Origin of the sequence: Psychrobacillus sp. PGGUH221 (assembly GCF_042055255.1) — a bacterium.
Lineage (GTDB): Bacteria > Bacillota > Bacilli > Bacillales_A > Planococcaceae > Psychrobacillus.
Genome location: NZ_JAQMHQ010000003.1, coordinates 198,433 through 223,097 on the forward strand (window position 1 = coordinate 198,433; position 24,665 = coordinate 223,097).

At 34.8% G+C, this 24,665-nt stretch carries 25 protein-coding genes, 1 tRNA gene and 1 other annotated feature; of the genes, 20 read left to right on the plus strand and 6 right to left on the minus strand.

All coding sequences use genetic code 11. The annotated features are described in order from the left end of the window. Nucleotides 1-72 precede the first annotated feature (72 nt). The 3 genes from PGC35_RS06845 to PGC35_RS06855 all read left to right on the plus strand — a co-directional run bounded on the left by PGC35_RS06845 (nt 73) and on the right by PGC35_RS06855 (nt 2,227). Entirely contained in the window at nt 73-1,119 is a 1,047-nt protein-coding gene (locus PGC35_RS06845; RefSeq protein WP_056829866.1) for a LacI family DNA-binding transcriptional regulator, read from the plus strand. A gap of 201 nt (nt 1,120-1,320) precedes the next feature. Beyond that, on the plus strand, nt 1,321-1,887 hold the full coding sequence (locus PGC35_RS06850; protein ID WP_375218637.1) for a GNAT family N-acetyltransferase: 567 nt from the start codon (nt 1,321-1,323) through the stop codon (nt 1,885-1,887). Nucleotides 1,888-1,969: 82 nt separating this feature from the next. Further along, nucleotides 1,970-2,227, plus strand: coding sequence for a phage holin (locus PGC35_RS06855; RefSeq protein WP_053589548.1), 258 nt, complete (start codon nt 1,970-1,972; stop codon nt 2,225-2,227). A 50-nt stretch (nt 2,228-2,277) separates the two neighbouring features. Here PGC35_RS06855 and PGC35_RS06860 read toward each other — a convergent pair whose 3' ends face one another. After that, nucleotides 2,278-3,096: a GNAT family N-acetyltransferase gene (locus PGC35_RS06860; RefSeq protein WP_275786844.1), complete on the minus strand. Its 819-nt coding sequence runs from the start codon at nt 3,094-3,096 to the stop codon at nt 2,278-2,280. A 273-nt stretch (nt 3,097-3,369) separates the two neighbouring features. Here PGC35_RS06860 and PGC35_RS06865 point away from each other — a divergent pair, with 273 nt between their 5' ends. After that, nucleotides 3,370-4,662 (plus strand): CitMHS family transporter, encoded by a 1,293-nt coding sequence (locus tag PGC35_RS06865; protein WP_375218638.1) that lies wholly within the window; start codon nt 3,370-3,372, stop codon nt 4,660-4,662. 341 nt (nt 4,663-5,003) lie between these two features. Further along, nucleotides 5,004-5,126: a hypothetical protein gene (locus PGC35_RS06870; protein WP_375218756.1), complete on the plus strand. Its 123-nt coding sequence runs from the start codon at nt 5,004-5,006 to the stop codon at nt 5,124-5,126. 98 nt (nt 5,127-5,224) lie between these two features. Here PGC35_RS06870 and PGC35_RS06875 read toward each other — a convergent pair whose 3' ends face one another. The 3 genes from PGC35_RS06875 to PGC35_RS06885 form a co-directional block, all read right to left on the minus strand. Continuing rightward, nucleotides 5,225-5,446: a (4Fe-4S)-binding protein gene (locus PGC35_RS06875; protein WP_053589545.1), complete on the minus strand. Its 222-nt coding sequence runs from the start codon at nt 5,444-5,446 to the stop codon at nt 5,225-5,227. A 29-nt stretch (nt 5,447-5,475) separates the two neighbouring features. Then, entirely contained in the window at nt 5,476-7,146 is a 1,671-nt protein-coding gene (locus tag PGC35_RS06880; protein ID WP_275786837.1) for a ribonuclease J, read from the minus strand. A gap of 542 nt (nt 7,147-7,688) precedes the next feature. Next, nucleotides 7,689-7,760 (minus strand) — tRNA-Asn (locus PGC35_RS06885). Between the two features lie 141 nt (nt 7,761-7,901). Here PGC35_RS06885 and PGC35_RS06890 point away from each other — a divergent pair. The 5 genes from PGC35_RS06890 (at nt 7,902) to PGC35_RS06910 (ending at nt 12,628) form a co-directional block, all read left to right on the plus strand. Then, nucleotides 7,902-8,690: an ion transporter gene (locus PGC35_RS06890; protein ID WP_375218639.1), complete on the plus strand. Its 789-nt coding sequence runs from the start codon at nt 7,902-7,904 to the stop codon at nt 8,688-8,690. A 406-nt stretch (nt 8,691-9,096) separates the two neighbouring features. Beyond that, on the plus strand, nt 9,097-10,407 hold the full coding sequence (locus tag PGC35_RS06895) for an aspartate aminotransferase family protein (protein ID WP_375218640.1): 1,311 nt from the start codon (nt 9,097-9,099) through the stop codon (nt 10,405-10,407). Between the two features lie 22 nt (nt 10,408-10,429). After that, entirely contained in the window at nt 10,430-11,224 is a 795-nt protein-coding gene (locus PGC35_RS06900) for a transporter substrate-binding domain-containing protein (protein WP_375218641.1), read from the plus strand. A 29-nt stretch (nt 11,225-11,253) separates the two neighbouring features. After that, entirely contained in the window at nt 11,254-11,913 is a 660-nt protein-coding gene (locus PGC35_RS06905) for an amino acid ABC transporter permease (protein WP_375218642.1), read from the plus strand. Beyond that, nucleotides 11,906-12,628, plus strand: coding sequence for an amino acid ABC transporter ATP-binding protein (locus tag PGC35_RS06910; RefSeq protein WP_375218643.1), 723 nt, complete (start codon nt 11,906-11,908; stop codon nt 12,626-12,628). The genes PGC35_RS06905 and PGC35_RS06910 overlap by 8 nt, the downstream gene beginning before the upstream one ends. Nucleotides 12,629-12,988: 360 nt before the next feature. Here PGC35_RS06910 and PGC35_RS06915 read toward each other — a convergent pair whose 3' ends face one another. Further along, on the minus strand, nt 12,989-14,833 hold the full coding sequence (locus PGC35_RS06915) for a penicillin-binding transpeptidase domain-containing protein (protein WP_375218644.1): 1,845 nt from the start codon (nt 14,831-14,833) through the stop codon (nt 12,989-12,991). Nucleotides 14,834-15,115: 282 nt separating this feature from the next. Between PGC35_RS06915 and PGC35_RS06920 the strand changes: the two genes are divergently transcribed. The 3 genes from PGC35_RS06920 (at nt 15,116) to lysS (ending at nt 18,402) form a co-directional block, all read left to right on the plus strand. Continuing rightward, nucleotides 15,116-16,300, plus strand: a complete 1,185-nt coding sequence (locus tag PGC35_RS06920; RefSeq protein WP_375218645.1) for a GTP-binding protein — start codon at nt 15,116-15,118, stop codon at nt 16,298-16,300. A gap of 57 nt (nt 16,301-16,357) precedes the next feature. Beyond that, nucleotides 16,358-16,507: a 50S ribosomal protein L33 gene (rpmG, locus tag PGC35_RS06925; protein ID WP_053589536.1), complete on the plus strand. Its 150-nt coding sequence runs from the start codon at nt 16,358-16,360 to the stop codon at nt 16,505-16,507. Between the two features lie 81 nt (nt 16,508-16,588). Next, nucleotides 16,589-16,854, plus strand: a binding site (T-box leader). 189 nt (nt 16,855-17,043) lie between these two features. After that, nucleotides 17,044-18,402, plus strand: coding sequence for a lysine--tRNA ligase (gene lysS, locus PGC35_RS06930; RefSeq protein ID WP_375218749.1), 1,359 nt, complete (start codon nt 17,044-17,046; stop codon nt 18,400-18,402). A gap of 107 nt (nt 18,403-18,509) precedes the next feature. Here lysS and PGC35_RS06935 read toward each other — a convergent pair whose 3' ends face one another. Further along, nucleotides 18,510-18,779, minus strand: coding sequence for a hypothetical protein (locus tag PGC35_RS06935; protein ID WP_056829890.1), 270 nt, complete (start codon nt 18,777-18,779; stop codon nt 18,510-18,512). Between the two features lie 266 nt (nt 18,780-19,045). Between PGC35_RS06935 and PGC35_RS06940 the strand changes: the two genes are divergently transcribed. The 7 genes from PGC35_RS06940 (at nt 19,046) to PGC35_RS06970 (ending at nt 24,659) form a co-directional block, all read left to right on the plus strand. Next, nucleotides 19,046-19,312 (plus strand): Rossmann-fold NAD(P)-binding domain-containing protein, encoded by a 267-nt coding sequence (locus tag PGC35_RS06940; protein WP_375218646.1) that lies wholly within the window; start codon nt 19,046-19,048, stop codon nt 19,310-19,312. A gap of 73 nt (nt 19,313-19,385) precedes the next feature. Then, nucleotides 19,386-20,102, plus strand: coding sequence for an SDR family oxidoreductase (locus PGC35_RS06945; protein WP_375218647.1), 717 nt, complete (start codon nt 19,386-19,388; stop codon nt 20,100-20,102). 202 nt (nt 20,103-20,304) lie between these two features. Further along, complete coding sequence (locus PGC35_RS06950) at nt 20,305-21,087, plus strand: alpha/beta fold hydrolase (RefSeq protein ID WP_375218648.1); 783 nt, start codon at nt 20,305-20,307, stop codon at nt 21,085-21,087. 515 nt (nt 21,088-21,602) lie between these two features. Further along, the gene (locus tag PGC35_RS06955; RefSeq protein WP_275786807.1) at nt 21,603-22,955 is read left to right on the plus strand and encodes a TRAP transporter large permease subunit; all 1,353 of its coding nucleotides are present in this window, start codon (nt 21,603-21,605) and stop codon (nt 22,953-22,955) included. Between the two features lie 23 nt (nt 22,956-22,978). Continuing rightward, the gene (locus tag PGC35_RS06960; protein ID WP_275786804.1) at nt 22,979-23,236 is read left to right on the plus strand and encodes a hypothetical protein; all 258 of its coding nucleotides are present in this window, start codon (nt 22,979-22,981) and stop codon (nt 23,234-23,236) included. Between the two features lie 37 nt (nt 23,237-23,273). Beyond that, the gene (locus PGC35_RS06965) at nt 23,274-23,948 is read left to right on the plus strand and encodes a FadR/GntR family transcriptional regulator (RefSeq protein ID WP_375218649.1); all 675 of its coding nucleotides are present in this window, start codon (nt 23,274-23,276) and stop codon (nt 23,946-23,948) included. Nucleotides 23,949-23,972: 24 nt separating this feature from the next. Beyond that, nucleotides 23,973-24,659 carry an RraA family protein gene (locus tag PGC35_RS06970; protein WP_275786798.1) on the plus strand — a complete coding sequence of 229 codons (687 nt, stop codon included), beginning with the start codon at nt 23,973-23,975 and terminating at the stop codon, nt 24,657-24,659. Nucleotides 24,660-24,665 lie beyond the last annotated feature (6 nt).

Genomic DNA, 24,665 nt, shown 5'->3' on the forward strand with positions numbered 1-24,665 from the left:
TAATTATCAATGTTTTAATGGAAACGATGATTTTGTATAATGTTATTTATGGAAGAGAGTGAGGGAATTTTAATGGCTATTACGATTAAAGATGTGGCAAAATTGGCAAATGTTGCACCTTCTACAGTTTCTCGCGTGATTGCAAATAGTCCTCGTATTAGTGAAACGACGAAGAAACGTGTGAGAGAAGCGATGGAGCAGCTAGGATACCATCCTAATTTTATCGCACGCAGTCTTGCAAGCCAATCCACAAAAGTGATAGGTCTTGTATTACCTCACTCGTCTGGTGTGTTTTTTCAAAACCCATTCTTTGCAGAGGTTATTCAAGGATTAAGTGAAGGTGCGCATGAAAAACACTATGCTCTTCAAATGACTACTGGCAAAACGGAAGAGGAGTTATATCATGGAGTTGTGCAAATGGTCCAGGGGGGAAGGGTTGATGGAATAATCCTTTTATACTCTCGTATAGACGACAAAATTCTTTCCTATTTAAAATATAGAAAATTTCCTTTTGTCGTGATAGGTAAACCTTTTGACTTTGTGGAGAAAATAACTCATGTAGATAATGATAACTATCTAGCAGCAAAAGAAGCTACTGAATACATAATTGGTCTAGGACATAAAAAAATTGGCTTTATTGGAGGCAGTCCTAGTCTAACTGTAACGATGGATCGTTTGCTTGGATATAAAGAAGCTTTGAAGGATTCTAACATAGTGCTAAATGAAGACTATATTATCCACGAGGAATTTTTACGTGAGGGTGGACAAGAAGCAGTAATGGAACTTCTAAGAAGAAGCATTCCACCTACAGCCTTTATTGTTACAGATGATTTGATGGCTTTGGGAGTAGTTAATACACTGACAGAAATGCAAATTGACATTCCAACGGAAGTATCGATTGTAAGCTTTAATAACGCTTTATTTGCTGAAATGTCCAGGCCGCCGCTTACTTCAATTGATATTCATATTGTAGAACTAGGCTATCAAGCTGCGAGGAGTTTAATTCAAATGCTAGAGAATGAAAATGAACCAGTAAAACGAATAATCATTCCTCATCATTTAGTTGTTAGACAGTCATGTGCGGTTCCAACAGAGCTAATAAGTTTAGATGCAGAGTAAAAGTAATCATACATAATGGGTGCTGTAATTCTACCGAGCATGAAAACTAAGTTATATTGCCACTCACATAAGTGAGTGGTAATATTTTTTCATAGAGATTGTTTGCTGTTCATGAATAGAATTTCGTGGAAATTGTTTAATAATAATATTATGTAAACTAAATTCTATGAAACATGTAAAATTAAGGGGTTGGGAAAAATAATGTTTACTTTCAAAATTGATGATAAAACCGAGCTGAAAATGCTTGACTTGCAAGATGTACAACAAGTATATGATTTAACTATTCGTTCAAAAGATACATTAAGAGAATGGCTACCGTTTATAGACTACACAAAATCAATTGGAGATACTCAAAATTTTATACAGTCTACTATGAAGCAATTTAGTGAGAATAATGGAGTACAGGCTGGTATATGGTATGAAGGAAAAATTGCTGGGGTTATCGGTTTTCACAAGATAGATTGGAACAACAAATCTACAAGTATAGGCTACTGGCTTGGTGATGGCTATAGAGGCTTAGGATTAATGACAAAATCGATGAAATCTTTTGTCCATTATGCATTACTAGACTTAAAGTTAAATAGAGTTGAGATACGGGCGGCCGTAGAAAATAAAAAAAGTAGAGCAGTACCAGAAAGATTAGGTTTTACGGAAGAAGGTTGCGTACGTGAAGCAGAGTGGTTATATGATCATTATGTAGATCATGTTATTTATGGAATGCTTGCAAAAGATTGGCGTCAAATTGAAAGCGATAATAAAAGACATTAACAGATAGTCCAATGCAGAAACCCTTAAAGACATATGATTATAGTATATAAACATATTATTTTCTTAAGGAGGCGAATCTGTAATGTCAAGTAATGATAAACTAGCACCTTTCGATAAAATGATGATTATACGGTCTATTATTCTTTTTATAGCCTGGATCAATCAATTTTTAGTTATGAAAGGGTATAGTCCACTACCATTTAATGATGAAGAGCTAGAATTAGGAGTGACGCTTTTAGTAACTTTTTTAGTATCTATTTGGGCGTGGTGGAAGAATAATGATGTTCGCTATAAAGCGCGAAGAAATACGCAATATTTAAAGGAAAAAGGACTCAAATAAGTAAGATAGAACCAAAGTGATGATAAAATCACTTTGGTTTTATTTTTTTCTTATTTATAAGCGTAATAATCTTGCGCATGGACCACTTTGAATCCAATTGATTCATAAAGTCTGAGTGCATGTGCATTTTTAGTTTCTACCTCCAGATGTACTGATTGTCCAGAGTTAGATTGTTCGAGTACTACTTGTTGTAATACTTTTCTTCCTATACCTTTGCCTTGATGTGTAGGTAAGATGGAAAAACCATATATCCAAGCCTCTCCATTTTCTCTTCTAATGCGAATTTTCCCGATTGTTTCATTTTCAACATCAATCATTAACATGTCAGAGTCCTTATCTTCGGTAATTCTGACTTCCATTTCTTCGGCATCTAATGCGGGTAATCCGAATGCTTCAACTGATAAACGTATTCGCATATCTAAATCATTGTCATTTGCGTGGCGTAAGGAAAACCCATCTACCGTTTCTAACACCTTTTCTTCCCATGTCATTTGATGTTCTGAAAAACTGTATATTGCACCTTGTTTTGTTAAAAAAGCTTTCGCTTCAATTGAACTAGCTGGAGCATTTAATAAAACTTTTCTAAAAGATTTTTTTTTGACAACTTCCATACCTTGTTTAAATAAGAGAGTAAAGTAATTTTTTCTTCGCTCACTTGGTTTAACCATTCCACATACTTCTACTGTTGATCCGAAAGGATATAATCCTAAAAAAGCTATTAATTCTTCATTTTCATAAAGCAGGAAATCCAATTCTTTGGAAGTACGATTACGAAGCATCTCCCAATTTAGCTTTAATTGAATGTGATCATGATTCTCACATTCTTTTTGTAGTTTTTCTATATCTAGTAATTGCTGTTTAGTTAACATAATTTCTCCTTTTAATATATACAAAATAAATGACTTGGTTTTAGTTTACAATAATTTTTTGAAAATACAATCACTTAAGTTATATATAAAGGATGAAATTCCATTAGGGAAGTTAATCTATATATGAACGTTTTTTGTTATTTCTTACATTTATTAATATTCTAAAAATTATGTTGACTTAGAAAAATATATTGCATAAAATATACTCTATGTACTTATTACACTACTAAGCTAAAGCGTTATTAGAAAAGTAAAAAAGAGAGGAATTATTTTATGTTGTCAATTTTAGGATTTTGTATGATTGGTATTTTTTTAATACTAGTTATCACTAAAAAACTGTCCGTGGTTGTTGCTTTCATCAGTGTTTCTGTTGTATTTGCATTAATAGGTGGTTTTGCAGGTGATATGGGTGAGATGATGATGGCCGGGATTCTCAATGTAACACCAACAGCGGTTATGATTGTTTTTGCTATTTTGTATTTTGGATTAATGATAGATGTAGGATTGTTTGATCCAATGGTTAATAAAATCTTAAGCGTTGTAAAAGGGGATCCTTTAAAAATTGTAGTTGCAACTGCTATCATAACTATTTTAGTTGGGCTCGATGGAGACGGTTCTTCAACGTTTATGGTTACTGTTTCGGCAATGTTACCTCTATACACTAGACTTGGGATGAATCGCTTAATATTAGCTTCGGTAGTAGGGCTGGCTGCTGGAGTGATGAATATTATTCCATGGGGAGGACCTTTGGTTAGAGCTTCAGCCAGCCTTCAGGTAGATGTATCTGATTTGTTTATACCACTGATTCCTGTAATGATTTCAGGGCTATTATGGGCACTTTTTGTAGCATACATATTAGGCAAGAGAGAAAGAAAGAGATTAGGCATTGTTAAATTAGAGGAAACTTCCACTGCAATTCTTGAGATTGCGGCAACAAGTAAGGGGACTTCTACTAAATATTGGTTTAATCTTTTTTTAACGATTGTCCTTATGGTTTTACTTGTAATGGATGTGTTACCAATTGCCATTTTATTTGCGGTAGCTTATGCTATAGCACTTTTTGTCAATTATCCAAATGCGCAGAAACAGCAAGATCAGATTTTAAGCCATGCAAATAGTTTTGTTATGATCAGTACGATGGTATTTGCCGCTGGTATTTTTACTGGAATTTTTAGTGGAACAGGTATGATGGATGCAATGGCATCTACTTTAGTTTCTGTAATTCCTGAATCACTTGGAAGCCATTTGCCTGTTATCGTAGCTATTACTAGTATTCCAATGAGCTTTGTGTTCTCACCGGATGCTTACTATTTTGGTATTCTTCCCATTCTAGCTGAAACGGCTGCCGGTTTTGGTATTGACCCAGTAGAGATTGGACGTGCCGCTTTGCTTGGACATTCAACAGCTGGATTTCCACTATCTCCTTTAGTACCTGCAACATTTATATTAATTGGACTAGTTGGAGTGGATTTTGGAGAGCATCAAAAGTTTTTATTTAAGTGGGCTTTTGGAACGACGATTGTCATGACCATAACTGCTGTACTTACTGGAGTAATTTCGTTATAAAATCAAAAAGTACCGTTCTAATTTATAAATAGAACGGTACTTTCAGACTGTAGACAAACTCAAAGAAATTTGAAATTGTCTTTTTTTATTTATAATACATAGTAAGAAATCGTCGATTTCCGTTTCAGGCGCTACGCTTTCCACGGGCACGGCCTCAGCCTTCTCCCTTGCTCCTGCGCAAGCTCGTCGCAAAAATTAATTTCGCTACGCTCAGTCCGGGTGCTTCGGCTCGTGCTGTTCCCGTAGGAGTCTTCGCGCCTTCCACTCCAATCGACTAGTGTTGGCTATTCTAAAAAGTGTTGAGTTTATAAATCTTCTAATACTTTGAGGTGTTGAATATCATGATGACTAAAAACCAAATAAATGAACGTGAACAACTTGAAATGCTAACGATTGAGAAGCTTGTACCGAAGGATCCACTTGGACATGGAAGTTGCCTAATGCAAGTTGAATACGTCTCGTAGAGACTACTCACACATAAAATTCAGTGGAATTTTGAACTCAAATACTTTCAAAATTGACAAAGTACCGTTCTAATTTATAAATAGAACGGTACTTTTCGTTATTTGAACTTATTTTCCTTATATAGCAAAGCACCGCTTGGGCAGGTAGCAATTACTCTTTTTACATCCTCAATTAGTGCTGCATCAGGTTGAATCCATGGCTTTCGATTCACATTGAATACAGAAGGTAAATATTTCACGCAGTTCGCTGCATGAGTACATTTATTTAAATTAAAATAGACATCAATATCTTGGCTTGTGTATATTTTATAATCCTTCATTCTAGCCTCCTGGATTTTTCATACGAGATTTAAATGTCAATCATTATTGGAAGAATCATTGGTCTTCTTTTCGTTTTCTTATATAAAAGATGTTCTACAGATTTTTTAATATTTTGTTTTAGGACACGTTGATTTTTATTTTTATCTTGCAGCTGGTTGATAGTCGATCGAACTGAATTATTTACTTCATTAATTAATTCTTCTGCGTCTGGACCATACACGAAACCTCTAGAAATAGTGTCCGGACCGGTAACTATTTGATTGTTAGATTTATTGATTGATGTGACGATAACAAGCATGCCATCTTCTGAAAGTAGTTTTCGATCTCTTAAAATAATATTCCCAACGTCTCCTATTCCAAAACCATCCACAAACACATTTCCAGATTCAATAGTTCGGGTATGTCTAGCTTCTTCATTTTCTATATCAACTACACCGCCATTACTGACAATAAATATATTCTCTTTTTTCACACCAACTGATTCTGCTAATAAGCTGTGATGTCTAAGCATTCGATACTCACCATGAATAGGAATAAAGTATTTCGGTTTCATTAGTGTTAGCATAAGTTTTAGTTCCTCCTGGCATGCATGACCTGAAACATGCATCCCAGTAACACTACCTGAGCCATAAATTACTCTAGCTCCTAATTGAAATAAATTATCGATAATTTTAGAAATACTTCGCTCGTTTCCAGGAATAGGACCTGCTGCAAGAATCACTGTATCATCAGGCAAAACTTCTACTTGGCGAAAATTAGAGCTGGCTAGACGTGCTAAAGCAGCCATAGGTTCTCCTTGACTTCCTGTACAAATAATCACTACTTTTTCAGGATTCATTGATTGTACTTCACTTGCATCAATAATCATTCCTTCTGGAATCTCTAAATAACCACGTTCTCTTGCAACTGCTACAACATTAACCATGCTACGGCCGAGCAATGCAATTTTTCGATTTGTTTTAATAGCTGCTTGTACTATTTGTTGTATACGATGAACATTGGAAGCAAAAGTGGAAATAAAAATCTTTCTTGGCGCTCGACGAAATTCCTCTTCTATATGATCGCCAACAAGCTGCTCCGATGGAGTAGAACCTGGCCTTTCAGCATTCGTACTTTCTGATAATAATAGCAATACACCATTTTGACCTAATTCTGCCATTTTATGAATATCTGGAGATTGATTGTCCACGGGAGTTAGATCGAACTTAAAATCACCAGTATGTACGATTGTACCTTGTGGTGTATGGAAAGCTATGCCTAAGCAATCAGGGATACTGTGGCTAGTTCTGAAAAATGTTGCGTTAATAGTACCTAATCTAAGTTTTGATTCTGAATCAATCAATAGAAGTTTTGTTTCTCTTAATAAGCCATGTTCTTTTAATTTTATTTCAATTAAACCTAGTGTTAAGTTTGTTGCATAAACAGGCACTTTTAATTGTTTTAAGAAATAGGGGATACCTCCAATATGGTCCTCATGACCATGGGTGATAATCAAGCCTCTGATTTTTTCAATATTTTCCTTTAAATAAGAAACATCTTGAATGATTAAATCAATTCCTAGTAGACTTTCATCTGGAAATTTAGATCCGCAATCAATCACAACAATATCGTCATCAGACTGTATAACATACATATTTTTCCCTATTTCATTTACGCCACCGAGAGCAAAAACAGCTATTTTAGAATCAGTTGTATACAATTTTCAGTACCTCCATATTAAATTTATATATATACAAGTATGGCCTTTTAATTGGGTTTTATAAGGTGTTATTAAAAAATCCTCTCAATCCAAAAAGATAGAAAGCACCTCTTCATAAAAAGATGTGCTCAGACAAAGTATCCCGTGAGTCGTCTCTTTGGGTACTTTGTCAATTTTCACGGTTTTGATTTTTAGTCATCATGATATTCAACACCTATCGTCTTAGAAGATTTAGAAACTCAACTCTTTTTAAATTTGCCAACACTAGTCGATCGGAGTAGAAGGCGAGAAGACTCCTACGGGAACAGCACGAGCCGAAGCACCCGGACTGAGCGTAGCGAAATTAATTTTTGCGACGAGCTTGCGCAGGAGCAAGGGAGAAGGCTGAGGCCGTGCCCGTGGAAAGCGTAGCGCCTGAAACGGAAATCGACGATTTCTCACTATGTATTGAAATAAAAAAAAAAGACCATGACAATTTCAAATTTCTTTGAGTTTGTCTACAGTCTGAGCACCTCTTCATACAAAGAGGTGCTTTATCTATACTCCGGAGGTAGGACTCGAACCTACGACCAACCGGTTAACAGCCGGTTGCTCTACCACTGAGCTACTTCGGATTAATAAAATTTTCTAATTATATTGTTACCATCCTGATGAAAAATTATTCGTGAGATTTATTTTTATGATCTTATAAGTAATATATTTCAATTGAAAAGGGTATAGAGAGAAAGGAGTGATAGATATAGGAGAGTGAAAAGATGAAAAATAAGACGATTATATATGAATTTGTCATCTTCTTGTTTATCTTATTGTACTTAACAATAATTGTCACAAGCTATTCAGGTAGTGAAATTTTGACAGCACAACAAATTAAATGGGCAGACTATATTTTTATTATCTATTTCTCCATTGAATATATCGTTAGATTATATAATTCAAATGACAAGAAAAAATTTGTGAAAGAAAACGTATTTGACCTTATTGCACTCATTCCGTTTGATGCTTTTTTCAAAGTTGCTCGTCTTATGCGTTTAGTTCGATTAATAAGAATTATTAAAGTATCAAAGACTTTACAAGAAATTTTTAAGTCAGGCGGATTATCAAATGTTTTTATATTTACTTTTCTAATCATGACATGGGGAGCAGTTAGCAATTATATTTTAGAAAAGGGAGAGAATCCAAATATAAATAGTATGGCCGATTCCATTTGGTGGTCAATTGTGACTGTTTCTACAGTAGGATATGGTGATATCTCACCGGTCACAATCGGAGGAAGAATTATTGCAAGTATTCTTATGTTAGTGGGTATTGGTTTAATAGGATCTATTACAGGAAGTATGGCAATTTATTTCTCTAATATTGAACAAACAGTTGATCCCGAAGACGATCCACTCGTTAACAATGAGGACGATTTAGATACATACATTAGGAAGCAACTAAAAAAAATTGATAAATTAAATGAGGAAGAATTTGATCATTTACTAAAATCAATAAATGTATTGTACCAGAAAAAAAATAACGTAAGAGGGGATTCAAATGATGTGTAAAAAGTGTAAAGGGACCGGGAAAATTAAAATAACTTTGCCTATTCCAATGGAAATAAAATGCCCTATTTGTAAAGGGAAGGGAGTAATTTAGAAAATTATATGCGTACATGATGCTAAAGAAGCAACCAACAATTGGCCGTGTGAGTTAAAAACATCAACGGCTTTTTTTGTTCACAAATGTATTTATTCTTAATAAATAGGGATTATTTTATCAATTCATATTATTTAAACTTTAATTTACACAAAATTTCTTCTTGTATAATTATACATAAAGTCATATATTATATTAATATCAAATCTATTTTTGAATGATTTGAATGTATATATTCTTATTTACAATTGTAAAAATACATTTCGTCCCTAATAATCGGTAAACAAACTTGAAAGAAAAGTGAAGGTGAACAACATGAGTAACTGGCTAGAGCTTTATGATAATATGGGAGATTATTTAGCACCAAGTATGGCTAAGGATCATCCGAATATTCCAATAGTGAAAGAAGAGGGCTGTTATTACTATGGAGTAGATGGTAAGACTTATTTGGATTTCACATCTGGAATCGCTGTAGCGAATACAGGGCATCGTCATCCGAAGGTTGTACAAAGCATTAAGGATGCCGCTGATCAGCTTGTACATGGACCATCAGGCGTCATAATGTATGATTCGATTTTAAAACTTGCGAAAAATCTTGGTGATGTATTACCAGGTAACTTAGATTGCTTTTTCTTTGCAAATAGTGGAACTGAGGCAATTGAAGGTGCTTTAAAGCTTGCGAAATTTGTAACCCAACGTCCTTACGTTGTGTCATTTACCGGGTGCTTCCACGGTCGTTCTCTTGGCGCTTTGGGTGTAACAACGTCGAAGAGTAAATATCGAAAGTTTTTACAACCTTCGCATTTGTCTTATCAAATTCCTTATGCGGACGTAAAGGGTTGTCCTGAAGGATTGGATCCTGAAGTTTACTGTGTAGAACAACTAGAGAAGGATTTTAAACGACTCTTTAATCACCAAGTTACTCCTGAGGAAGTAGCATGTGTTATTTTAGAACCAGTTTTAGGTGAGGGTGGTTACATCATTCCACCGAAAGCATGGGTAAAGAAAATAAGAGAAATTTGTGATCAGCATGGTATTTTATTGATTTTTGACGAAGTGCAAACAGGATTCGGACGAACAGGAGAATGGTTTGCTGCGCAATATTTTGACGTAACACCAGATATTATGGCTATAGCGAAAGGTATCGCATCTGGTTTACCGTTAAGTGCCACTGTTGCTTCCAAAGAATTAATGCAACAATGGCCTTTAGGAATGCATGGTACAACATTTGGAGGAAATCCTATAGCTTGTTCAGTAGCGTTAACAACTTTAGAAATTCTTCATGAGGAAAAACTAATTGAAAACTCTAAAGTAGTTGGAGCTTATGCTACGGAGAGTTTAAAAAGACTTCAATCAAAATATTCCATAGTAAGTGATGTACGTTCAGTAGGCTTAATGATTGGAATTGAAATTTCGAACCCAAAAACAGGCGAGCCAGATGGACAAGCGGTAATGAAAATTCTTGATTATGCATTAGAAGAAGGTGTTCTATTCTACCTTTGTGGAAACGTCGGTGAAGTTATTCGGATGATTCCACCATTAACTATTACAAAAGAACAAATAGATGACGGCTTAGAAATGTTAGAAAAAGCAATTATTCGTTTTATTCAAGAAAAATCAAACTGAAAAAGAAGAGGAGTCAACAATTATGAAAAATAAACTATTTTTATTCATGTTAGTACTTGTTATGTCTATTTTAGGAGCATGTGGAACTGCGGAAAAAGAAGAATCAACAAATGGCGAAGGTTCAGCAACAGAGGATAAAAAGGTATTGGTAATGGGGACGTCTGCTGACTACGCACCATTTGAGTTTGTGGATACAGAGAATAGTAATGAAATTATTGGATTTGATATAGATTTAGCTAATGCAATTTCAGAAAAAATTGGATTTAAAGTAGAAGTAAAAGATATGGATTTCAACAGTTTAATCCCGGCATTACAAGCAGAAAAAGTAGATTTTATATTAGCTGGAATGAGCCCAACTCCTGAACGTGATGAGGTAGTAGACTTTTCAATTCCTTATAACGAAACAGTACAAATGGTAGTGACTAAAAAGGATAGTGGTATCGAAAAAGTAGAAGATTTAGCTGGTAAAACCGTGGGAGTACAAATTTCTTCTATTCAAGAAGAATTAGCAAATGAAGTAGCGAAAACAGTAGATATGAAAGTAGAAAGCCGTAACCTTATTCCAGAAGTAGTACAAGAATTAATGACAAAACGTTTTGATGCAGCGATTATCGAGGATATTGTAGCAGAAAACTATGTACAAAGAAATGCTGAACTAACTTATTTCCCAGTAGAGGTAGATGTAGCAGATTATAAAGTTGCTGTTTTACCAGAAGGAAGCGACTTAAAAGCTCAATTTGATCAAGCAATTCAAGAATTAATTGATAGCGGTAAAATTGAAGAGCTTCAACAAAAATGGTTTGTTGTGGAAGAATAAATAGTAAGTAAAGAAAGGAGGGGGACGTTGTGAACTTAGATTTTACAGCAGTCTTACCCTCTATTCCTTATATTTTAGAAGGAATAGGTATAACGCTTCAAATCGTATTGTGCGCAACCATCATTGGTTTCTTATTAGGAATTTTATTAGCTTTATTTAAAATTGGACGTATTAAATTGTTACGCTGGATTGCGGATATATATACATCCATTTTTCGAGGAACACCGCTCGTATTACAATTAATGATCATTTACTATGCAATACCACAGTTATTAGACATTCAAATTGATCCAATGCCTGCTGCTATATTAGCATTCGGTTTAAATTCTGGTGCTTATATTTCGGAAATCATTCGTGGAGGTATTAATGCAGTTGATAAAGGCCAACAAGAGGCAGCCCTAGCATTAGGAATTCCATATTTTAAAATGATGAAAGATATCATTTTACCACAGGCATTAAAGAACATTCTGCCGGCATTAATGAATGAATTCATTACACTAAACAAGGAATCTGCAATTGTAACAGTTATTGGAGCCCTAGATATTATGCGCCGTGCCTATGTTGTCGGAGGCTCAACATATCGATATTTGGAGCCATTATTAATTGCTGGTGTAATTTATTATATTATGACGCTCATTTTGACATTCCTTGGGAAAATGCTAGAAAAGAGGATGAATAGAAGTGATTAAAGTAGAAAATTTGCATAAATCATTTGGAAAAAATGAAGTATTAAAAGGAATTTCGACTATCATTAAGGAAAAAGAGGTAATTGCAGTAATTGGACCATCCGGTTCAGGAAAATCGACGTTTTTACGTTGTATGAACTTATTAGAAGAGCCTACAGAAGGCGTTATTACTATTGGTAATGATGTTGTAACAGACAAACAGACAAATATCATGAAGGTAAGAGAAAACGTAGGAATGGTATTCCAACACTTTTACTTGTTCCCTCATAAAACAGTACTAGAGAATTTAACGTATGCTCCAATTAATGTGCAAGGAATTTCAAAACATCAAGCAATAGAAAAAGCAGATATACTATTACGCCAAGTTGGCTTATTTGAAAAACGAGACGAGTATCCAAATCGCTTGTCAGGTGGACAAAAGCAGCGTGTTGCGATTGCACGTGCTTTAGCGATGAATCCTTCCGTTATGCTTTTTGACGAACCTACCTCAGCGCTTGATCCAGAAATGGTAAAGGAAGTACTTGCTGTGATGAAGTCACTTGCTGAATCAGGTATGACGATGGTTATTGTGACACATGAAATGAATTTTGCGCGAGAAGTAGCAGATCGTATATTATTTTTAGATGGTGGCCAGCTTGTAGAAGACACACCACCAGATCAGTTTTTCACGGAACCTAAATCAGTACGAGCGAAAGAATTTCTACAAAAGGTATTATAAACTAGTGAAGCAAACCCAAAGTAATGGGTTTGCTTTTTTTACATATGATTACAGATAGAATTTGGTTATGTACAAACAAAACAAAAGAACGGGTACATTAATATACTTACATATTTTTTGACCTTTGTTGTTTCTTTTATATAAGAGGTACGAACTGGACCAACAATCATGAGAACAATGAAGAGAGGGAAAATAACTGATTCTGTTACTTCCATCACTAGAAAAGTTATTGACTGCGTAGGATTGAGTGGTGGAGGTGCTATATTATTTAAGATATTGGAGAGAGGTATGATTGTATTTCTTTATAGAAAAATGCACATGACGAAATATTATTTCATCATGTGCAATTTGATTCATTTATTAATTTGTTGTATATACATGAATTGTTCCATCTAATGGAATTAAGCTATTTTCTTCTGGTAACTGAGAAAGTATTTGATTACCATCACCATGCCAAACGATTGAAAAAGGATACATATACGCAGTTATTTCCTCTTTCTTAGTACCTACTAGATTTGGAACTCTAGTTTGTGGTACATCACCCCATCTATACTCTTTTTCGATTTGTTCACCGGATCCAGTTTTTTGAAGTGTGTCTTCTAAAATTTGTCCTACAATCGGAGCTGCTATAACCCCACCAAATTGAGCACTATGTTTTGGGTTATCAATTGCTACGTATACGATGAGTTCGGGATTGTCTGCAGGAGCAAAACCTATAAACGAAACAATATATTCACCGTCGACATATCTGCCATCTTTAACTTTTTGAGCGGTTCCCGTTTTACCACCAATTCGCAATTGGTCTCTAAATGCATTTCTGCCAGAACCTTCTGCAACAACATGCTCCAATGCATCACGTACTTTTGCTGATGTTTCTTCCCGAATTACTTGGCGTTTCATTTCTGGTTCAGTACTGGATAATAGCTCGTTTGACACTCCATCCAAAACGTTCTTAACGATATACGGTTTGTATAAGTAACCACCATTTATGGCTGCAGCAACAGCTTGCACTTGTTGAATAGGGGTAACGGAAATACCTTGACCAAACGAGGTAGTTGCATGCTCGATAGGACCATAATTCTCCTCACTAAACAAGATTCCCGTTGATTCACCAGCCATACCCGACTCGGTAGATTCTCCAAAACCAAATTTACGAATATATTCCGATAATCTATCTTCTCCTAATCGCTGACCAAGTTCGATAAAACCTGGGTTACATGAGTTTTGGACTACTTCTAAGAATGTTTGAAGTCCATGCCCATCTCTTTTCCAACATCGTAACTTTACACCATCCACTATTGCATATCCTGGATCATAGAAAGTATCTTTTTCTAAGTCTACAACATCTTCTTCAAGTGCAGCGCTTAATGTAATAATTTTAAATGTTGAACCAGGTTCAAAAGTCATCCAAACAGGTAAATTTCTATTGTAAATCGCTTGGTCTACCTCTTGGTACGATAATGGATCAAAATTTGGTGCGGAAGCAAGAGCCAAAATTTCTCCATTATTAGGATTCATCACTATAGCGACACCTTGAGTTGCCTCATATTTTTGCATCGCTTGAGATAATTCACGCTCTACCACTTGCTGAATATGTAAATCTACAGTTAATTGAATATGATTTCCTGTTAATCCATTTTTCCAACCATCATCGACGTGTGGAAGTGGAATGCCTTTAGCATCCGTATATAAACGTATAGCAGAATCTTCTCCTTTTAATATGGAATCATATTGATATTCTATTCCGGCAAGACCTTGTGCATCAGAGCCTGTAAATCCTAATAATCTTGATAGCATATTACCATGTGGATATTCCCTAATATAATCAATCCCGGCATAGAGACCTTTAATATTTTTGTCTTGAATTTCCATAGCAAGCTCTGAGGTTATATTTTTACCTGCAGGAGCCAGCTTTATTATGGAAGCTCTTTTGGATAATTGTTCTAAAATAACATCTTCTTCTGTTTTTAAAAGTGGTGCAATTTGCTCCGCAACTTTTTTCGGATCATCATTTTGTGAGGGCATATAAAAGAGTGTTGGTGATAGTTTGTTCCCAACTATCACTTCTCCATTTCTGTCCAAAATGTTTCCTCTAATGGAGGCATAGGGTAACTCTCGATCCCAGCTTTCTTTAGCTTTTAAAGTAAGCTCTTCAAACTGAAAGACTTGCAGGTGAATTAATTTCAACATTACTACCATAAACATGATAAAAGTTACAATCCATATTGTTCGAAGCCGAATAATTTGTTTAACCTTGGAAATCTCATTTTCCCCTTTTAAACTTTTTAGATAACATATGAAAATTTGATTTTGAATATGTCCTAGTAAATGTAGTGATTTAGTTTTTCTATTTTGGAAGAGTAGTACTTGACTGGTTTACAACTCCGAATAAATAAAAAATATACATTAGTATTGCACATTAATTAAATAAATTGTATTATATAAATCGTAATCATTACGATTTAAAATGAATGAAGGAGGAAATGTATGAATAAAAAGATACCGGTCACCGTTTTAAGCGGTTATCTAGGAGCAGGAAAAACTACAGTACTGAACTACTTATTGGCAAATAAGGATGGAAAGAAAATAGCTGTAATAGTAAATGACATGAGTGAGATTAACATTGATTCTCAACTTATCCAGAACGGGGGTTTTTCACGAACTAAAGAAACACTAGTCGAACTAACAAATGGTTGTATCTGTTGTACACTTCGTGAAGATTTGATTATGGAAGTCGAGAAGCTCGCTAAAAATGGGAATATCGATTATTTAGTTATTGAATCGACCGGTATTTCTGAACCTATACCTGTAGCACAAACATTTACATACATTGATGAAGAAGTTGGTATTGATTTATCTAAATTTTGTACGTTAGATGCCATGATAACTGTGGTAGATGCCTTCCGTTTTTGGAGTGATTATGAAAGTGGAGAATCGCTTCTTGAACGGAAACAAACAGACGATGTTCAAGACATTCGGGATGTTTCGGATCTATTGATTGATCAAATTGAATTTGCAAATATTTTATTGATAAGTAAAACAGATTTAGTCACACCTGAATATTTGCAAGCATTAAAATCCTTTTTAAAAAAATTAAATCCTGAAGCAACTATTGTTCCAATGGTAAATGGGGCAGTTCCCCCGAAGGAAATTTTGGACAAAAGACTCTTTGACTTCGAGAAAGCAAGTCAAGGTGCTGGATGGATTAAAGAATTAAATGATGAACATATCCCGGAGACTGAGGAATATGGAATAACATCTTTTGTATATAGAAGAAAACGCCCATTCCACCCAGAACGTTGGTACGATTGGTTGAAAGCATTTCCTCAAGAAATTGTTCGGTCCAAAGGATTCTTCTGGTTAGCAACTCGTAATAATATGTCAGGTATATTATCCCAAGCTGGATCTTCAATCCAAATTCAGGGTGCTGGTAATTGGGTAGCATCTCTTTCGAAAGATGAGCAACAAATGATTTTACAAGAAGACTCTTCTTTGACATCTAGATGGGATGATATTCATGGAGACCGACTGACAGAAATGGTATGGATTGGGCTTGAGATGAATAGATATGAAATTGAAACCGGTCTTGATTCATGTTTATTAACAGATGAAGAAATGGTTAGTGACTGGACAAAACTATCGGATCCACTTCCTCCGTTTAGTTCAAATTGAGCTATTATTTGACACATAGTATTTCCGAAATTGGTACGAAAATTAGGAGGAAGATCAATGAGGTTAAAAATCACCCTTGCTTGTACAGAGACTGGTGACCGCAATTACATTACGAAGAAGAACAAACGTAATAACCCAGAACGTATAGAGCTGAAAAAATATTGTCCTCGATTACGTAAAGTGACTTTGCATAGAGAAACAAAGTAATTAACATTAAAGATATATTGACTAAACTAAATATATCGATTAATATTATTTCTATTATTAAAAATTATTAAATAATATAGGTAAATAGCGATGAAGAGAAGAGTAATTATGATTAATTATTTCCAGAGAGCTCCTATTGGTGAGAAGGAGTAATAATTATCCTAGTGAAAAAAGGCTCGGAGCTTCGCACGGATCTAAGATATAATCTTAGTGATAATGCGACGGGATCTCCCGTTATAGAGATAGGGTATAATCAATGTGTTAATTGCCGTACCCGAAAAGGTTGATATGGTGACATATTAATAAACTGGGGTGGTACCACGAAGCTAATAACTCTCGTCCTCAAGATTAATAATCTTGGGGGTGGGGGTTTTTTTGTTGTTTATAAATACAGTAATTACATGTGACAATATAAAAAGTATGGAGTGATGAAAATGAGTAATGAAGAAACAATACGAAGAATAGAGAAAATAAGGTTGCTTAAATCTCAGGGAATAACAGTATATCCTGAAAGATAAGAGACAAATTATGAACTTATTGAAGCGAAAATGCTGGAAGATGGAACTTCTGGAGTACAAGTTGCTGGAAGAATAACAGGTATTAGAAACTTTAATCATTTAAGTTTTATAACTATATCCAACATATGCGGAAATTTACAACTTCTATTGAAAAAAGATGAAGTTGGTGAACCTACTTATAACCAATTTCATCATTTATTGGATATTGGAGATTTTATCGGAGTTACAGGAATTATGTACACAACTAAAACTAATGAGAAAACACTACGTATCGAAAGTTATAAGTTTCTAGGGAAGGCATTGCATTCTCTTCCGGAGAAATGGCATGGATTAAACGATATTGAGTTAAGGTATAGGCAACGCTACTTAGATTTAATAATGACAAAAGATACGCAAAATCGTTTACTAGCTAGAACAAGTTTGGTTCGATTTATTAGGAGATTCTTTGAAGAACAGAATTTCTTAGAAGTAGAAACTCCTATATTACAACATACTTCATCTGGTGCAATCGCAAAACCTTTTAAGACGTTTCATCATTCTTTGGATACGGAACTGAACTTGCGAATTGCACCAGAAACTTATTTGAAGAGATTAATTGTTGGAGGCTTTACAAAAGTGTTTGAATTTGCAAAGTGCTTTAGGAATGAAGGAATCAGTCCTCAACATCTTCAAGAATTTACAATGGTTGAAGGATATGCAGCTTATTGGAATTATGAAGATACGATGAAATTAATGCGTGAAATGGTTCTGTTTGTTCTTGAAAATACATTTAATACAACTTCCATTACGATACGAGGTCAAAAAATTGATTTTTCATTAGAGTGGGATATTGTATCTTTTAGAGATTTAATATTAAAGGACACAGGAATTGACATAGATCTTTATCCAGATGTTAAAGATTTATACATGGAAACGAAGAGAAAAAATATTCAAATAGAACATTCGGATATTCAATCTTTAGGTAGAGGTAACTTCATAGATCTGCTTTATAAGAAAATAAGTAGACCTCAAATTGTAAAACCAACTTTTTTAATTCAACATCCAATTGACTTATCACCATTAGCAAGAGCTAATGACAATAATTATACGCTTACAGATCGTTTTCAATTAGTGGTAAACGGTTCAGAAATTATTAATGCTTATTCAGAGCTAGTTGACCCGTTAGAGCAAAGAAGAAGGCTAGAAGAACAAGCTCTACTTAAAAGTAATGGTGATTTGGAAGCTATGGAGATGGATGAAGAGTATTTAACAGCTATGGAATATGGAATGCCTCCAATTTCAGGTTGGGGATTTGGTATTGAACGATTATTAATGGTTCTAACTGATAGTGAAACGATAAAAGATTGTGTTTTCTTTCCATTAACTAAAAAGCTTTAAGACAATTGCTATTCCTTTCTCAGTAAAAAGATTTTAAAGACAAAAGCATTAATCCAATGGGATTAATGCTTTTCTATATGTTTGTGCTTATATAGGAGAGTATACAATTATTTATGAAAATAAGGGTTTACATTGTTTACTTGTTTTTTTAGTTTTTCTAATTCAGAGCTTAAATAGTCAATCTGTTTTTGCATACTTTTATTATCACTGTTATCACTTTTATTATTTTCTGCTTGACGCTCTTCTTCTATTGCAAGCACTGCTGATATAGTTGAAAGAAGATCACCAAACGTTGACACTACTCCGGCAATAACAGCAAGTTTTGCTGATTCACTGACGGATTGGAGGTTTTCGTTATTATCTTGATTAAATACCAAATAGTTGCCCTCCACTTATATAATGATCACTATATTATTGTATGCAAATCCTTAGCTAATAGTGAAATGTATTTGGATAAAGGATATGAAATTTGATAAATCTTTTCATTAGAAAAAGACACTCCCAATGGAGATGTCTTTTTCTAAATATAAAAGTATAATTGTAAAAAATTCTACGAGACTGCCGAATTTGTAATGGCAATATTAACGAGGTGTGTCTTGAAGATTTTGCTTTAGCTACAGGAGCAGCTTTAACAGGGAAGGGCATGATAATAAAATCATACATTCAGGTAAAACCACAGCGTTGGACTTTTGATGAGCTTACTGAAGTGATATCTGAAATCTCAGGTAAACGAGTTACACATAGAAAAGGTTCATTTAATGATATGAAGGATTATTTTAGAAGTGTTGGACTACCTGCTCCAGTCGCTGAACTTATTGCAGGGATTTACCAAGCAGTAGCCGAAGGGGAAACAGAAAAAAATTCTTATGATTTAACAAATATTATTGTTCAACAAACGCCATTAAAATAACTGGTACAACAAGCATTAAAAGCATAACGTATAGAAGTAATTAATAATATGGATGAATGGGGAGGTCTTTTCTATGTCATTTCAAGGAAAACGTGTAGTAGTTGTTGGTGGTACTTCTGGTATTGGATTGGCGACTGCCAAAGCGTTTCTCGATCAATCTGCTCAAGTGGTAGTTGCGGGTCGTTCTACTTCTAAATTAGCCGAAGCAAAAAACAACTTGGGTAAAGGTGTGGAGGGGTATGAATTAGATTTTCGTAGTAATGAAAGTATTGCCGCTTTCTTTAAGAAGGTAGGAAATTTTGATCATTTAGTAATCACTGCAGGTGAGGGAGCTATGGGTCTCTTTAAAGAGTTGCCAGTGGAAACTGCGAAAGAAGCTTTTAACAGTAAGTTCTGGGGTCAATATGCTACAGTCCATGCAGCACTCCCTTACTTAAATGAAGCGAGTACTATCACGTTTACATCAGGTGTTTATGGTCAACGTCCACCACAAGGTGCATCGACGTTTGCTGCAATAAACTCAGCAGTTGAGGGATTAGTTCGCGGGCTTGCTATTGAACTATCACCAATGCGAGTAAATGTTGTAGCTCCTGGAACTGTAAATACTCCAATTTACGCCGGTATGCCAGATGACCAACGTGAAGGGATGTTTAATAGGATCGCTGAGCAGCTCCCTGTAAAACGAATCGCTCAACCAGAAGATATTGCTCAGTCTTACGTGTATTTGGCAAAAAACGGATTTACAACTGGATCTGTGGTCGCAATTGATGGTGGGGCACGTTTAGTTTAATAAAAATTGAGAAGACATTTCTTTTAAGGAATGTCTTTTAATTTTGTTAGGACCTATTGATGCTTTCCATACTTGGCATGAAGAAAAATTTTTGCTACAGGCTACTCTAAATTTTAAACCTCTGTAGCATTAGTTAAGAAGGAAATAACAAAATTCAACGAGAATATAATTGTTAAATAAGACAAACTGAGTGAGGTGTAATTTGAAAATAGAGAAATATAAAATAGAGACATTAAATGGAAAGTTACAATATAGTATTAGTGGAAACGGTAAACCAAATATTGTTCTGATTAATGGTGGCTCTGGACCAATAGAAGCTTGGGTGAAAATACTACCAGAAATTTCGAAAACATCCTCTGTATTTTCTTATAATCGTTTTGGTATTGGTGGAAGTGATAAACCGAAAGAACCTCAAGATGGACTGGCGATTGTAAAAACTCTCCATGAAGCACTTAAATTAGTAGGATTTGATCCACCACTCTTATTAGTTGGACATTCATTAGGTGGATTATATGCAAATTTATATGCGCGACTTTATCCGAACGATGTAGCTGGAATAATCTTTATAGAATCAAGTCATCCGAAGGATCTAAGCTTAAATGAATTTCAGGGTAAGGCAATTAAAACAATAAACAAATTGTTTACAATGTTTGATTCCTTGTCCTCGTATAAACAATACAATGAAGTTAATTTTGTAAAAGATACTGTAATTCAAATACAACAAAATGATACTTTTCCTGAAATACCTGTATATGTTATTACAGGCGGTAAGGAAAACCGAATGATACCAGAGGAAGTTCGAAGAAAAAGAGTAGAACACCAATTGGAATATCTTTCATTATCTAAAAAGAGCAAACATATGGTTGCTGATAACAGCGGTCATTTTCCACAATTATCTGAGCCAAGAGTCGTTATAAACACTATAAAAGATTGTGCAAACCAATTAATTACTACAAACAATAAAGTGGAGGGGAATATATTGTGAATAAAGAATAAGTAAATAAAATTGGATGGATTATCATGTTTATTTTAATTTCAATTTTGCTAATTACACATATTAATAGCTATTTCAATATGAAAGAGATTAATTTAGCTAGTACAAGGTGTAATGAAATTGGAGGAGAAATTCGACTAATCATCTATAATTACCTGACGGGTGACTATAGTTTTGAATGTAAACCGAAATAAATGTTAATTATTGATTGAAATAAAATAAAAGCTGATTGTAAAACCATACACCGATATTTAGGAAATACTTATATCTACAAACTGAGTCTGCATTTTTAATGCGGGCTTTTTATAAATAGATGACTAATTATAACTGAACAAAATATTCAGAATATAAAAAATAGATTGACAAACTTTATTTGTTATTTTAACCTATTGGTAGATCCAGTTATCCAATTTTGGGGATAGGATTTCTGTGATCTGTAGGATTACTTAAGTTAGAGCTAATGTAATTCATATCGAGATGTAAAAATTTATAAAAGGGGTGTATGTATGGGTATTGGGTTTATTGCGTTAATTGTTTTTATTGCACTAATTATTTTTTGGTCTGCTGTTTTAAAAAGAAATATTGGAGAGGCAATGATTGTCGGCTTTATTGTAACCGCTTTATTTGGTGGGGCAGATGCTCCAAGATTGATTTGGGAAGGGGTAATATTTGGGGCCACAAACGAAGTTCTATTTGCTGCCATGGCATTTGTATTTATGGCTTACGTTATTGATAAAACACTAATCATTAACAAGTTAGTGGAGATTTTAAATTCTTTATTGGGTCGTATACCAGGAGGAGCTGCACACGTTTCCACTTTCGGATCTGCTTTGATGGGTATGATTTCAGGTTCCGGATCTGGTAATACCGCTAGTGTGGGTTCAATTACTATTCCATGGATGATACGTTCTAACTGGAAAAAAGAACAGGCTGCAACAATAGCGGCAGGTAATGCTGGTTTAGGAACTATTTTTCCTCCGAGTGGTTCAATGTTTATCTTACTAGGATTTGCTCCGATAGCTGCAGTGGTATCAGAAGGGCAGTTATACATAGCGATGCTTGTCGCAGGAACTTATCAAGTTGTTTATCGAATACTATTAATCTCATGGTTTGTTTATCGAAACAAAATTAAAGCGCTTCCAATGGACTTTATTCAACCGCTTAAACAATCCTTCCGTGTTGGGTGGACATCCCTTTTTATTTTCTTAGGGATTATTATTCCGGTTCTTATTACCATTGGACCGCTTGCGGAGTCGTTTATAGCGAATCCTAACATTGGTGCTGATGCAATGGATGAAATATCACTAATTGTATGGGTTCCAATTCTTATTATATTTATTAGTCTATTAGTAGGATTTGCAAAGTTGCCAAAAAGTGGTTCAGATTGGTCAAATTTCTTGAAGAATTCTATACCTGGTTTCTCTGTTACCGGAGTTCTTTTATTATTTGCATTTGCTGCAAGTGAAGTATTAAATCAATTAGGTCTAGCTGAAGATTTAACTGCAATCATGGAAACTTTAAATCTTGCTCCATGGTTAATCGTTTTATTGGTAGGTATTTTAGTAGTACTAGTGGCTGGTCCTTTATCATCGACAGCAACTCTTACAGCTGTAGGATTAGTTTCGTTTTCTGCTCTTGTATCAGCTGGAGTTAATCCAGTTATAGCAGTAATAGCGCTATTAATGTTCTCATCGACTGAAGGGGCATCACCACCTTCTTCTGCACCTATATTCATAGCATCGGGTATAGCGGGAGCGGAGCCACAGAAGACTTTTGTTCCACTGATTGTATATTATGTTATTCCAATATTTATCCTTGGATATTTGATGGCAATGGGAGTATTACCAATCCCGGTATAAAAACTAGAAAGTAGGTTGTGAAAATGAAAAAGATATTAGAGTCGCTTTTTATTGTTTTTTTAGTATTATTTATATTAAGCGGAGCCTTATTGGTAATTGGCCAACTGTTTGGTTTAATCACACAAAGTGGTAAAACTATTCTATTTAGTCATAATACACTTGCAGACGTTGCCTTTATATTAAGTGCCATTACAAGTGTGATTGCGTATATCTGGAACATGGTATACAACAAAAAACCAAAAAACAATGAGGAAACAGAACCGCTAAACGAAACTTCTTGACAGAAAAGTCGGGAGTTTACAAGGTGGAGTGAACCGAATGGAACATCAAAAAATAAAACCAAAAAGATTATACGAGCAAGTCATTGAGCAAATTGAAAAACAATATAAATTAGGGAATTTGAAATTAGGAGATATGCTTCCTACAGAAAGAGAGCTTTCGAAAGAACTTGGGGTAAGCCGAGGGACTTTAAGAGATGCATTTCGCATTTTAGAGTCCCAAGGTGTTATTGAAACTCGTCCTGGTGGAGGGAGATATTTTCGAAATAATTTCTTATCTAATCCTAGTGCGGATAAATCGATCATTGATGAACTAAGAAAAGCTGCTCGTATCGACTTAGTAGAAGCACGTGAAATTTTTGAACTTGGAATGATAGAACTGGTATGTGAAAGAGCAACAGATGAAGACTTAAAAAGACTAGAAGAAATCGCAATGATGTCTAAAGAAGATAGTACTAATACAGATAAATATATTCCATTTAATATTGCACTAGCAGAATGCAGCAAAAACATAGCGATTATTAACTTTATGAAATTACACATTGAAATCTTGAATCAAACGATAGAATTAAGTTTTCGGGAAACTGAAAACTTTAAAAATGCACAGCGTGAGCATTTAGAAATTTTGGAAGCAATCAAAGCTAGAGATGTTGCTTTGGCTAAGGAAAGAGTAATCGAACATTTACATCAAATTAAGAAACGTTCTAATAAGTAAAATAGAAAGCGTGGGGTTATTTTTATGATAGAAACAAATAAACCGACTTTATTACCTGACTATATTATCGAAAGAGCATCAAAACTCAACTCCACACTTCTAAGTGATGCAATGGGATGTACTGGCGGAATGGATTATCAAATCAAACCTGTTACTTCAAAAATGAAGGTCGTGGGTACTGCAGTTACATTAACAATGAGACCAACCGATAATCTTTTTTTGCATAAAGCAATTTACGATGGTAGCGAAGGCTATGTTCTTGTAGCTGATGGGAAGGGTGATACAACCCACGCATACATGGGCGAATTAATGGCTAGAGCTGCCAAAGCAGTAGGACTAGAAGGTATCGTAATTGATGGAGCTATAAGAGACCGGGAAGAACTTGAAAATTTAGGTTTACCTATATTCTCAAAAGGATTTGTCCCTAATGGCCCATTAAAAGACGGTCCAGGCACTATGAACACATCTGTGACTTGTGGAGGGATAATCGTAAATCCGGGGGATTTAATCGTAGGGGATGCAGATGGAGTAACGGTTGTTCCAAGAGATCAAATCGAAGAGGTTTTTATCAAGGCTGAAAAGAAATTTGAATACGAGAAAAAACGGATCGAGGCAATTAACGATTTTGAAGAAAAAAGAAAGCGTGGAGAGATTCCAAATTCGTTGGCACCAGACTGGCTCGATGAGAAACTTAAGAAGTTTGGCTATTAAAAGGAG